The 13,702-nt window shown below is 35.6% G+C and carries 8 protein-coding genes; 2 read left to right on the top strand and 6 right to left on the bottom strand.

Annotated elements, in window-relative coordinates; translation table 11 throughout:
* Nucleotides 1-299: 299 nt before the first annotated feature.
* Nucleotides 300-2,873: a TonB-dependent receptor gene (locus FHR29_RS10475; RefSeq protein WP_183914437.1), complete on the top strand. Its 2,574-nt coding sequence runs from the start codon at nucleotides 300-302 to the stop codon at nucleotides 2,871-2,873.
* 431 nt (nucleotides 2,874-3,304) lie between these two features.
* Here the strand turns inward: FHR29_RS10475 and FHR29_RS10470 are convergent, their stop codons facing one another.
* From FHR29_RS10470 to FHR29_RS10450, 5 genes are all read right to left on the bottom strand, one after another.
* On the bottom strand, nucleotides 3,305-4,378 hold the full coding sequence (locus FHR29_RS10470; protein WP_132771354.1) for an acyl-CoA desaturase: 1,074 nt from the start codon (nucleotides 4,376-4,378) through the stop codon (nucleotides 3,305-3,307).
* 264 nt (nucleotides 4,379-4,642) lie between these two features.
* The gene (locus tag FHR29_RS10465) at nucleotides 4,643-5,812 is read right to left on the bottom strand and encodes a tetratricopeptide repeat protein (protein WP_183914434.1); all 1,170 of its coding nucleotides are present in this window, start codon (nucleotides 5,810-5,812) and stop codon (nucleotides 4,643-4,645) included.
* 2 nt (nucleotides 5,813-5,814) lie between these two features.
* Nucleotides 5,815-6,912 carry a lipopolysaccharide assembly protein LapB gene (locus tag FHR29_RS10460; RefSeq protein WP_183914432.1) on the bottom strand — a complete coding sequence of 366 codons (1,098 nt, stop codon included), beginning with the start codon at nucleotides 6,910-6,912 and terminating at the stop codon, nucleotides 5,815-5,817.
* 7 nt (nucleotides 6,913-6,919) lie between these two features.
* Nucleotides 6,920-9,502 (bottom strand): DNA gyrase subunit A, encoded by a 2,583-nt coding sequence (gene gyrA, locus FHR29_RS10455; RefSeq protein ID WP_183914430.1) that lies wholly within the window; start codon nucleotides 9,500-9,502, stop codon nucleotides 6,920-6,922.
* A 172-nt stretch (nucleotides 9,503-9,674) separates the two neighbouring features.
* Entirely contained in the window at nucleotides 9,675-11,774 is a 2,100-nt protein-coding gene (locus FHR29_RS10450) for a cation-translocating P-type ATPase (RefSeq protein ID WP_183914428.1), read from the bottom strand.
* Nucleotides 11,775-11,881: 107 nt separating this feature from the next.
* Between FHR29_RS10450 and FHR29_RS10445 the strand changes: the two genes are divergently transcribed.
* Nucleotides 11,882-12,733: a mechanosensitive ion channel family protein gene (locus tag FHR29_RS10445; protein WP_132841601.1), complete on the top strand. Its 852-nt coding sequence runs from the start codon at nucleotides 11,882-11,884 to the stop codon at nucleotides 12,731-12,733.
* Here the strand turns inward: FHR29_RS10445 and coaA are convergent.
* Nucleotides 12,730-13,695: a type I pantothenate kinase gene (gene coaA / locus FHR29_RS10440; protein ID WP_232789220.1), complete on the bottom strand. Its 966-nt coding sequence runs from the start codon at nucleotides 13,693-13,695 to the stop codon at nucleotides 12,730-12,732. The genes FHR29_RS10445 and coaA overlap by 4 nt on opposite strands.
* Nucleotides 13,696-13,702: the final 7 nt, after the last annotated feature.

Genomic DNA, 13,702 nt, shown 5'->3' with positions numbered 1-13,702 from the left:
GCTACTGCTGTAAAATATAGTTTAAGAAGGCCTGCCTTTCATTTATTCAAAAAGGACAAAGTTTTATTCTGACTAGAATTGCCAATGTGGTAATTTAGACTAGTTTTTGCAATTAAATATTTAAAATATATCCTTGAGTTTTTATGACTTTAAAATATATTTGTTTGTTTAATGCTATTTTATCAAAATTTCAGGTGTCAAAAAAGATGTTTTAACATATTCATTTCATGTTAAAATTAGTTAAATAGATATGGGAGTTTTACTTTTGCAGCATCAAAACTATATCAAACACATCTTACATGAAAAAGTCTCTACTTTTTTTTGCTCTTGCTGTCGGGAGTTATGGAACTATCCATGCACAAACAACAACAAGCAGTGTTACAGGGATTGTAAAACAATCTACTGGACAAACAACGACAGGTGCAACTATTAAAATTACGCATCAGTCAAGCGGAGCCACCTTCAGCGGATCGGCAGATTCGAATGGACGTTTTAACATCGCAAATCTTCAAGAGGGCGGACCTTACAAAATTGAAGTTACCTACATCGGTCAAAAACCAGTTGTTTACGATAATGTCTTCTTGAAAGCCGGTGAAGCACTACAATTAGATCCTGTTTTTGCAGAATCATCTGAAACAAATTTAGGAGAAGTTGTTGTTGTAGGTCGTGGTTTAATTGATATCGCGGAAGATCGTAAAACTCCGATAGCTGTTTCTACAATCTCGAAACAAATCATCGAAGAAAAAGTGGGTGCAATGGATATCACTGCTTCCATGGTCAATACACCTGGTGTATACGTATCTGGTCAATCAAAAGGTTTTGGTGAATCTTCCATGACAACACGTGGCTTTGATCAATCTAACACAGCTTTCTTATTAAATGGCCAACCGATCAATGGTATGGACAATGGTCGTGTTTTTTGGTCTAACTGGAGTGGTTTGTCAGATATTGCTTCTTTAGTACAAATTCAACGTGGTTTAGGTTCGTCAAAATTAGCGATCTCTTCAGTAGGGGGTACGATTAACTTTGTGACTAAATCTACAGATATGCAACAAGGTGGTTTTGTTAAAACAACTATCGGTAACGATATGTTTGTAAAATCTACGATTGCTTATAACACCGGTTTGATGAAAAGTGGATTTGCAGTATCTGCAATGGTAACTGGATGGCAAGGAAATGGTTACATGAAAGGTACTGAAGGTGCCGGTCAAAACTATTTCTTATCTGTTGGTTATAAAGTAAACGAGAAGCATAACTTAAATTTAATGGTTACAGGTGCTCCACAATGGCATAACCAGGGTTATACTTCTGCATTGAAAAACTTCCTGGATAACGGAAGAAAGTATAATGATAATATGACTACTATCAACGGGGTAGAAACTAATCCTCGTAAAAACTACTATCATAAACCGGTTGCTAACTTAAACTGGGATTGGACTATTGATGATAAATCATCATTATCTACTGTAGTTTATGCTTCTATGGCTCGCGGTGGCGGTCAGTCTAAACGTACTGATGCTTCTAAAGAAAAAGTTCCCTATTTAGCTGCTGACGTTAATAACCACCAATGGTATGGTGTGGTTTCTAACTATAACCGTAAATTGAGTGATAACTTGAACTTTAATGTTGGTTTTGATTTACGCGACTATAAAGGTGAACACTACAGACAGGTTACGGATTTATTAGGAGCTCCAAGCATCTCCCATAAAGACAATGTAAATTTACCTGGCTTAACCGTTACTTCGAATGAATACTCGACAAACCCTTGGAAAACATGGGGAGATAAACCTAAAGATGCCAAAGACCGTTTAGCGTGGGATTATGAACAAATGATCAGATATGCAGGTTTATTTGGACAATTAGAGTTTGCGAAAGATGGTTTTACAGCTTTCTTTCAAGGTTCCCTTTCTGGTCAGCAAAACAGTAGACAAGATTATTTCCTTTATAAATTAGGTGAAGGTAAATCTAAAGATGTGAACAATTTAGGCTACAATGTAAAAGGCGGTGCAAGTTATACATTAGGTAACCATACCATCTTTGGTAATGCGGGTTATTATTCTCGCCAGCCATACCAAAACAATATCTTCATGAATTACATGAACGATGTTAATCCATATGCTGTTAATGAGAAAATTTTAGGTTTAGAGGCTGGTTACAAATTTGCCTCTGAATATTTTGATGTTAGCGTAAATGCATACCGCACGACATGGGCTGACCGTACAACAGGAAGTTCTTTTACGGCTGCTCAAAAAGAAGTTGACAAATATGGTATTGACAAAGTACAGGTCGGAAGTTTAATTTATAACACGAACTATGGTGTAAAACAAGATCACCAAGGTGTGGAGTTAGAGTTATTAGCTCGTCCATTCCGTGGCTTTGAATTAAAAGGTTTTGCTTCCTTAGGTAAATGGGAATATGATGGTGATGCTATAACGATTGTTCGTAATGAAAATCGTGAAGTATTAGAAACTACAACGAGAGATTTAACAGGTGTTAAAGTTGGTGAATCTTCTCAGACGAGTTGGGGTTTAGGTGCTAAATACAAAGTCTTAAAAGGTCTTTCTGTGGATGCTGATTATAGACGTTATGAAGATCTGTATAGCTCATTACCTGCTAATAGGCCTACGATGAAGTTGCCAAACTACGATTTGTTAGATGCAGGTGTATCTTACAAGGTTGTTTTGAGTGATAAAAATGCGATCAGTTTCCGTGTTAATATGAACAACGTATTAGACAAATTGTATATCTCTGAAGCGACTTCAAATGTTGAGTCTAAAGCTAATGCTGAGTACTGGAAAGGTATTGATACCTCTAACTACGTGTTAATGGGGTGGGGACGTACATGGAATGCTTCTGTGAAATTCACGTTCTAAGCGAGTACAAAAATAAAACATAATTATACTTCTTCAAAGCCGTTGCAATAAATTGCAACGGCTTTTTTATTTTTCGGCTTCATTACCACCAATGCTTGCTTGTCCTTTACTTTGTCATTATTTAAGGCTCCTGATCAATGTGCTTATCCTACAAGCTGAAATTTTGGAAATCTATTCTTTATTTCTTTGGTGTAATTAGTAATGATTGATAAACCTTTAAGCATGTGTAAGATTATAGGGATAATGCGATGGAATTGTTGTATTGGTATTGAGAAGTTTGTGGGGTAGTGGCGTAATGCTATTGCCATAATGGGATTTCGGTGGTATAAAATAAGGATGTATTAATGTAATTTCCTTGATGTTATTATAGGAAGCAAAAAAAAAGGCTAAACATCAACTGCTTAGCCTTTCTATATTTTTTAACGTTATATCTATCTTGACATAGACTGAATCACACTCACATGTGATTTGAATGCTGAATTGAATGTTTTGTATTCAAGATATTTAACATTGAACTCCAAACAGGTCTCTCTGACCAATTTATTAATCGCGGGATAGTGGATGTGACTTATCTTAGGGAATAAATGATGTTCAACCTGATAATTTAAACCACCTAGAATCCAAGTTAGAAATTTATTTTTTGTAGCAAAATTAGCTGTAGAGCTCAATTGGTGAATCATCCACTCATTTTCCATTTTTGTTGGGTCTGCAGTCTCTTCTATGGCAACAAATTCTGTTTCAGTTACGACGTGCGCAAGCTGGAATACGGTTGCCAAACAGATACCACAAGCGATACCTGAAATTAGTAACCCAACTAATGTTGGTAACCATCCTACCACTAAAACTGGGATAACGATGAAAATACTGATGTGAATAATTTTACTTACCCAAAAGATCACTTTTTCACGTAAAGGGAAATCGAATGATTTCTTTTTGCTTCCCATGGCTTCAAGAAAATATTTCTCATAATCTTGATAGAAAATCCAAGCTAAGTAGGAGATGCTATATAGAACCATAAAATAATATTTCTGGTAGGAGTGATGCTTTTTTAATTCTTGGTCTTTATGCACACGCATAAATTTGATATCAATATCATGATCTTCACCTTCAATGTTGGTATAAGTATGATGTGCAATATTGTGCTTCAATTTCCAGAAATAGATATTTCCACCCATTAGGTTAAGACTGTAGGATAGGGCACTGTTTAGTCTCTTACTATTAGAGAATGTATCATGTCCGGCATCGTGCATCACATTGAATCCGATTGCGGCAAAATTTATTCCAAGTAAAATTAATACAACAACACTGATTAACCAGTGTGGTTGAATTACAATTAATGTGATGTAGAAAGATATAGCGGTTACAAACAGGATGATTGCTTTTGTTAGTACTCTTTTTTCTCCTGTTTTTTGGATTTTATTAGTTTTGAAATAATCGTTAATTCTTTCCTTTAAAGATTTAGAAAATAATGTATTAACATTATTAAATTTTATTGTTGTTTTCATTGAGATCGTTTAACTCTGTTAAAAAATAATAGTAAAAATTAGGTTTATATACAGAGCTTAAATTATAATTTTTATAAAGATAACAAATATTTTTTTTAATGATGTTAATTTAAGTTAAAGCTTTTAAAAACTAATTATAGCCCAACCCCAGCTTTTTAGAAGGTCTGAGGCGATTCAAAACATGTTTTCTTTGTGGATCTCTATGAAAAACAAGAAGGGGATTGCAATACATGCAACCCCCTTCTTATTAAAGATTAAGTAAACTTAGTTTAAAGCGTTAATTTGAGCTGTAATTTCAGTTGTTTTAGCTTCATCTTGCATGAAAACATAGTAGTTTTTCAAGTTTGTCAAAGCATCGACATTTTTAGGTTGTAATTGTACCGCTTTTGTTAGATAAACTAAAGCAGGTTTAATTTCTTCCTTAATTTTAGCTACTCCTTCGTTGTATTTTGCTTGGCTCAATGATCTATCGTTGTTTAAAACATTTAATTTTTCACGTACACCATTCATCATTGTGATTGCAATATTTGTATTTGCTTCAAAATAATCAGGATCTACTGCTAAAGCCTTTTTATATGCTTCAATTGCAGCAGCATCATTTTTATTTGCTGAATGAGCGATTCCTAAATAGTAATTTAAGCTTTTGTTATTTGGATCTTTTGCCAATTGCGCAGTGATGCCCGCTAAAATTTCTTTTTCGCGACCAGCGATTAAATTGAATTCAATGTTTTGAACCGCAGCTGCATTGTCATCAGGATACATTTCTACTGCTTTTGCTGCATAATCCAATGCAGAAGCGGTATCTTTAGCTGATAAATATAATTTTGGTAAGTCTACAACAATTTGTTTATGTGAAGAAAATTCTTTTGAAGGAATAAGCTCTTTATATTTCGCAATTGCTTTGGCATAATCGTTACTTTGAAGAGCTGAAATACCACCATAATAGATTAATGTTGTATCACCTGGCAAATATGTCAATGCTTTTTCAAAAGAGTCATATGCTTCCTTGTATTTTTGACCTTGATATTCTTCAGCACCAAGATTGAAGTTGAATTGACCTAATACTTGTTCAGAGACACGAATATTATCTTTATTTGCGCCATCTTTATCCAATTCTTTAGCTTTAACAATTGCATCTTCAGCTTTTTTAGCCTCATCAGCAGACTTATCTAAATTAGCTAAGTTTGCATAAACCAATGAATAGATTGTCCATGCCTCTGCATTATCTTTTGTTTTCTCATGAACAACAGCTAAATCAATAGCTTCTTGTGCAGTTTTCAAATTTGGCAGTGCCAATTGTGGCGTACCTGCACCTTTTAGCTCTTCGAATTTTGCGATACTTGTTTTTGCCTTATTAACATTATTTTTTTGTGCATAAACAGATGTACTTGCTGATGCAACAGCTGCCAATAATAATAATGATTTAATGTTCATCTCTAATTAACTGTTAATTGATTTAATAATATATTCACACGATCTAACTGCACATAATCTTCTATTGCATTGTAATAAGTAGACAGTGCTTTAAGTGCATTCACATCATATGGTTTAATTTCATTTGCTTTCAAAAGATAAGATTGCGCATATTGTTTGTCTTCGTCAGATTTAGATTTAAGAAAATCCTTTAAATAAATAAGGCCTAAAGCTAAATTTGATGGGTAGTTATTAGCATCTAAACGCAGAACTTTATTATAATATTGTTTTGCATTTCGAATATCTTTCGCGTCTTCGTATGCATAACCCGCCAGGTAATTTAATTCAACATTTTCAGGCTCTAATTTGATCGCTTCATCAATTATCGTTAAGATGGCGTCATAAGATTCATTTTTAGCATAGATATCGATCAGCTTGAAGAGGATATCTTTGTTCTGAGGAAACTCTAATCGGCCTGCAGATAGTGTATTAAGTTCATCTTGTTTTGTTCCGATTTTCTCATATACAGCTGCGAGCTCTAGATAATATTGCGGTTTTTTTGAATCCTGCTTGATTAACTCTTTGTAATATTTAATCGCATCAGGATATCGTTTACTGCTTACAGCTAAAGTTGCTAAATTAAATTTTAAATCGGCATTTTTGAAACCAAGGGAGTCTACTTTCAGAAATCCTTTGTACGCTTCTTCAAACTTGTTATTTTTTAACTCAACATTTGATTTATAGATTAATGCAGTTGCTAAATTTTGCTTGATATAATCAACTTCTACAGGGAAATTGCGATATGCTTTTTTCTTATCAATGAGTTTTAAGGTATTTAAACTTTCATCAATAGGGTCTATGATATACTTTTGTTTCCGGGTGGAATCTACAACTGCTAAAGAACTGTAAACAAGTCCTCTCAAAACATTATTACGAACTGAAGAAGAATCTTTACGGGTTTTGAAAGCTGCATCACTAAATTTGCGTGCGTTCTCCAAATTTTTGATATCTCCAGTTTGTGTATAAAGCGCAAAACTGTTGTTGCCCTCCTTGATATTGGATTGGGCAACAACAGTTAAACTTGTAGCTGACAGTATTAATGATGTCAATAATGCTCTCATTCTATTTTTATTCTTCGTTAGATTCAGATTTATCGTCTTGATCGGTTTCAGTGCTTTCTGTCGCATCTTCTACTTCTTCACCTGAAAGAATTTCTTCTTCCGTTTCTTCCACTTCTTCCTCTCTATCTACTTTAGTAATTGATGCAATTTCATCTTCACCTTTCAGATTAATTAAACGGACACCTTGCGTTGCACGCCCCATTACTCTTAATCCTTCTACTGAAATACGAATAACAATACCTGACTTATTGATGATCATTAAATCTTCAGTATCGTTAACACCTTTTACAGCAACTAATTTACCTGTTTTCTCAGTGACGCTAATTGTTTTTACACCTTTACCACCACGGTTTGTAACTCGGTAATCTTCGATATCTGTTCGTTTACCGTATCCTTTTTCAGATACAACAAGTACCGTAGTCTCTGGATCATCTACACTAATCATACCAATAACCTCATCGCTTTCACTACCTAAAGTAATACCACGAACACCAGTTGCTGTTCTACCCATTGGTCTAACAGTAGACTCGTTGAAACGAATAGCACGTCCAGAACGTAATGCCATTACAATTTCACTTGTTCCGCTTGTTAAGCATGCTTCTAACAGCTGATCTCCCTCATTAATGTTGATGGCATTGATACCATTTGCACGAGGACGTGAATAAGCTTCTAATGACGTTTTCTTAATTGTACCTTTTTTAGTACACATAATGATGAAGTTATTTTCCAGGTATTCCTGGTCTTTTAAGTTCTTCACTAAAATGTATGCTTTAATTTTTTCGTCTTTCGGAATATTGATGATATTCTGCAACGCTCGACCTTTAGAAGTTCTACTTCCTTCAGGAACTTCAAATGCTCGTAACCAGAAACAACGACCAGATTCTGTAAATAGCAACATATAATTATGTGCCGAAGCAGTAATAATATGTTCTGTAAAGTCTTCTTCGCGTGTGGTCGAACCAATAGATCCACGTCCACCGCGTCCTTGACGTTTATACTCAGTTAGAGGAGTACGTTTTACATAGCTATTATGAGAGATTGTGATCACGATTTCTTCATCATCGATGAAATCTTCCATACGCATGTCTTCTGCTGAATGGACGATAATAGATCTTCTCTCGTCACCATATTTCTCTCTGATTTCGATCAGTTCTTCTTTAATGATCTGCATGCGAAGACCTTCATCTGCTAATACAGATTTTAAGTAATCGATCGTTTTCATTAGCTCAGCATATTCTTCTTTAATCTTATCGTGCTCCAGTCCGGTTAGACGACGAAGCGTCATATCCAAAATTGCGCGTGCTTGAAGATCTGATAGACCGAATCTTTCCATTAATCCTACGCGGGCATCTTCAGGAGTTGAAGAGGCACGGATCAACTTGATTACTTCATCTAAATGATCAAGCGCGATTAAATATCCTTCTAAAATATGTGCTCTTTTTTCAGCCTCAGCCAATTCAAAACGTGTACGACGCGTGACAACATCATGACGGTGATCCACGAATACCTGAATCATATCTTTCAGGTTCATCAATACTGGTCTACCTTTTACAAGAGCAATATTGTTTACTGAAAATGAGGTTTGTAATGCTGTGTACTTGAATAGGTTGTTTAGAACGACATTTGCGTTAGCATCGCGTTTAATATCGTATACAATACGTAAACCCGTACGATCTGACTCATCGCGAATTGCTGAAATTCCTTCTAATTTTTTTTCATTAACCAATTCAGCTGTACGTTCAATCATATTCGCTTTATTGATCTGATAAGGAATTTCTGTAACTATGATAGACTCTTTACCTGATTTTGATACTTCAATTTCTGTTTTAGCACGCATCACGACACGACCACGGCCAGTGTTCTCTGCATCCTGAACACCCGAGTAACCATATATCAAACCTCCTGTAGGAAAATCGGGGCCTTTGATATATTGCATCAATTCGGGTACATCGATATCACGGTTGTCAATATATGCAACTGTACCGTTGATAACTTCTGTTAAGTTGTGTGGCGCCATATTGGTTGCCATACCGACTGCAATACCTGAAGCACCATTTACCAATAGATTGGGAATACGTGTTGGTAATACTGTTGGTTCTTCCAAAGAGTCATCAAAGTTCAATTGATAGTCTACTGTATCTTTATTGATGTCCGATAAAATTTCTTCCGCAATTTTTTTCAATCTTGCTTCCGTATAACGCATTGCCGCAGGAGGGTCTCCATCGACAGAACCGTAGTTACCTTGACCATCCACTAAAGGGTAGCGCATGTTCCAGTCTTGTGCTAGACGTACCATTGCATCGTATACGGAAGTATCACCATGTGGATGGTACTTTCCTAATACGTCACCAACAATACGGGCAGATTTTTTGTAAGGCTTACTGCTTGTAACACCTAAATCCAACATACCGTAAAGAACACGACGGTGTACAGGCTTCATACCATCTCTAGCATCTGGTAATGCACGAGAAACAATAACTGTCATTGAATAATCAATGTAGGCAGTTTTCATTTGATCCTCGATACTTACCGAAAGAATTCGATCGTTTGCAGGTACTAAATTATTATCATTTTCTGTTTCTTCAGCCATATTAATTTGGTTTCGATAAAACTATTAAACAATCCCGTTTACACGGATTGCTACGCATGCGAAGTTACAAAAAAATAACCTCAAAAGCGAATGTTTTGAGGTTCAAGATAGTGAAAAAAATAGTCTATTTTTTTATTGATTTAAAAAAGATTTAAATGCGGTCAATTGCTTGTTACCGCAGTTTTTTAAAACGAAGACGAAGTGAATTGCCGATGACAATAACATCGGAGAAAGCCATTGAGAAGGCGGCGAGCATGGGGCCTAAAAATCCCATTGCTGCGAGCGGTATTGCGATGATATTATAGGCAAATGCCCAGAAAAGATTTTCTTTGATCGTTTGCAGTGTGTGCCTTCCGATAAGTAATAGATTTTCAATCGATTTTAGATCGGAATTCAAAAGAATTATTTTAGCAGATTGTATCGCAATGTGACTTGCGTCACCTAGAGAGATACCGACGTGGGCTGTTGTCAGGGCAGGAGCATCATTTATACCGTCGCCGACCATTGCTGTAATACCTGCTTTTTTAAGTTTGTTGATAATATTCAATTTCTCTTCAGGATTGCGATCGGAATAAACTTCTGCTATTCCAAGTTTTTGAGCGACTAGGTCACATTTACTTTTTCGGTCACCACTTAATATTACTGGGGTTATATTTTTGCCTTTAATGGCTTGAATGAGTTCTTTTGCATAAGGTTTTATCTGATCTTCAATCACTAAGCCTGCAACTACGACATCATTAATGGATAGAATTAAGTCGTAGCGGTTTGAATAATCTACTTTTCCTAAACGTGCATTGATTAATTTGTACACATTACTATTTGTATCTGTAGCGTAAAGTCCTTCGCTTTTAATCTCTTTGACATCTTGAAAGACAATGCGGTAGGCTTTTACTTCTTTCATGTGCTGTCTGATGGACTTTGCTATAGGATGATTTGAATAGCCTTCTAATTGTGCAATGATAGATTCTACTTGTTTTTGTTCTATTCCAAACGTTTGGATGGCTTTGATATTGAAATCTCCGGTAGTTAAAGTGCCAGTTTTATCGAATACCATATATTTAAGATCCGACATCTCTTCAATTGTATCACCTCCCTTAATTAAAATTCCCATTTTAGCGGCTCTTCCTAAACCTACCATGACAGCAGTTGGGGTCGCTAGACCCATCGCGCACGGGCAGGACACGACAAGTACTGCAATGGCATTCATTAATGATTGCTGTAGTGATATTTCGGCTATAAAGTAAGTGATAAAAAAGGTGAAAATGGCGATGACGACCACAAAGGGTACGAAGTATGATGCGACTTTATCACCGAGTTTTTGAATAGGTGGTTTTTTTGATTGTGCTTCCTTGATCAGTGCGATAATTTGGGAAAGGACGGTTTTACGTCCAACTTTGGTGGCCGTGATTTTTATATTGCCTTCTGTTAGTGTTGTTCCGCCGATGACGGTTGCATATCTATCTTTGAAAACGGGTAGGCTTTCTCCTGTAATCATGGATTCATTGACAAAGCCATCTCCTTCAATAATATCTCCATCAACTGGAATAAGATCTCCTGATTTGATCAGTAAAACATCGCCTTGTTTAACATCTCTTGTATGGATGATCTCTTCTAGATCTGCTGTGATTTTTGTTGTGGTTACATTTTGAATCTTAATAAGGTCTCCGATTGCAGATGTTGTTTTTTTTATGGATTTTTTTTCAAATAGATTTCCCAATAGAACGAGCGTGATGATTGTTGCGCAAGTTTCATAGAACATATAATCTGGGCCTAGGTGATTGAGGGTTCCGATGAGGCTGTACGTGAATGCAGCTGTTGCACCTATAAATATGAGCACGTCCATATTTGGCATGCCATTTTTAAGGGAGTAAAACGCACTTTTACCAAAATGAAAAAAACCGAGCAGAAATACGGGAGCACAGAGTCCGAGCTGGATGTATGGGTCATGCAACAAAGGGTGTTGTATAAACATATGTGCAAAGAGAGGAAGCGTAAAAAATAGACTGAACCAAAATTTGGTTTCTATTTTTTTATAAAATGATTCCTTTGGACTTTCATCAGTCAAGACCTGAAAACCTAAATTTTCAATCCCTTTTGTTATTTCGGGAAGTTCTTTTGCCGTTATTCCTGAGAATTTAACTTCATCAGATGCAAAGTCGACAAATATATCTTTTGCCTCTTTTTTTTCTAAATATTGATGAATAGCAATTGCACAGTTTGTACAATGCATTCCTGTAACTGTAAGCTCTACTGTTGTTGTTTCTTCGTTCATATTTTTCGACCATTGGTCTTTTGCAAATATACTTATTTTTAGGAGTATCATTTTTTTGTATTGAATGAAAAATGATTAGTTTAGTTCCTAAAGAAAATTAGATTTCAATGGTTAAAAATAAATTATCCCTATCTTTTGTATTTCGTTGTGCTTTGTGGATAGCTTTAAGCTATTCTTTTGTGGGTTTAGCCTCTTTTTACGAGAAAAACAAGATTATTCTTCACTTTGCTTATGCTTTAAATACTTTTTTGACTGCCAATCTGTTGATCTCAATCGGCCGGTTCTTGATTGTTTCGCTGTATAACCGTAAACATGCAAACCATGATGTGAGAGGAAATTTTGTACTGGGTATTTCCCGGGTTGCTACAGTATTGAATGCCGGTATGATTGTGATTACGTTGATGGTTGCGCTGGGAATTGATCCTAAGGAATTTATAACCAGCATGACCATTGTTGCGATGGCTATTGCGGTTATATTTAGGGAGTATATTACCAATATGATCAGTGGATTGCTGGTTATGTTTTCTGATCAATTTTCCATTGGAGACCATATTAAAATTAGTAATTATCAGGGTAAAATTGTTGATATTACTTTGGCAAATATTGTCGTTCGTGATGAAGATGATGATGTTGTGCTAATACCAAATAATTTGATATTCACTTCAACGATGGTCAATAAATCTTCTCAAAAGTCGAATAAACTGATCGTTAAATTTGAACTTCCTTTAGAAAAACCGTTGCATGTCCAATCTGTTGAAAATCATTTAAGACCTATCCTGAAAATAAATAAGAATATTATCTGGGACGATTTATTTAAAATAAAAGTTGCCGAAATCGGTAAGGACTTTGTGAAATATAAGATTGAGCTCAATACCATATCGAGTAGCAATAAATTACATTATCAGATTCAGAATGAAATTTTAAATGAGATCTTATTATTTCGTACGCGGGAAGATTAAATCTTACGGACCTTTACATTTTTAACAAAGTGATGACTGCCTTTTTCTAAAATTAGATCAGCGCGGTAACGTGTTGGTAAAATATTCTGGACCAGATTTGGTTTGTTGATCTCATTCCAGATCTGATGAGCCATCTGGATACTTTCTTCAGTATTCATGTCGGCATATTTGTGAAAGAATGAGGCCGGATTTTGAAATGCTGTACGTCTTAAAGATTCAAACCTGTTGGTATACCACTCTAATAAGTTTTTTTCGCTGGCATGAACATATATGGTATAATCAAAAAAATCTGACACGAATACACTATGTCCTTTTCGTGGTCTTTGCGAATTGACCTGCAGTACATTAATGCCTTCGACGATTAAGATATCAGGATGATGGATCAGCTGTTGCTGGTCATCAGGTAAGACATCATATTCCAAATGGCTGTACAGGGGTACCGAAAGTGATCCCATGCCTGATTTTATAGCGGAAAGGAACTGTATTAATTTTTTAGCATCGTAACTTTCCGGAAAACCTTTACGATTCATTATGCCTCTTTCATTCAGGATATGATTCGGGTACAGAAATCCATCAGTCGTTACTAAATCTACTTTTGGTTTACTGGGCAATAAAGTCAGCACGCGTTGCAATACACGTGCTGTTGTACTTTTACCTACAGCTACAGAGCCAGCAATACCAATAATAAAGGGAAGCGTACTTTCATTTTTTTCGAAAAAATGATTTGTGCTTCTGTGTAAATCTTGAAACCGTTCAATATGAATACCTAAGAGATGACTTAAAGGGAAATAGACATCTTCGATTTCTTCTGCATTCAATGGTTCATTAAGTGCATGCAATTGATCCAAGTCGTGTTGCGAAAATGTGTGCTTAAAGTGACCGTTCAGTTTTTTCCAATTTTCTCTTTTTATTGAAGTAAAAGGAGAGTCAATAGGAGTGTGCTGTTCATTTTGCATGTTCATGATTCTT

Source organism: Sphingobacterium sp. JUb56, assembly GCF_014191365.1.
Lineage (GTDB): Bacteria > Bacteroidota > Bacteroidia > Sphingobacteriales > Sphingobacteriaceae > Sphingobacterium > Sphingobacterium anhuiense.
This window is presented reverse-complemented; position numbering and strand designations above follow the sequence as displayed.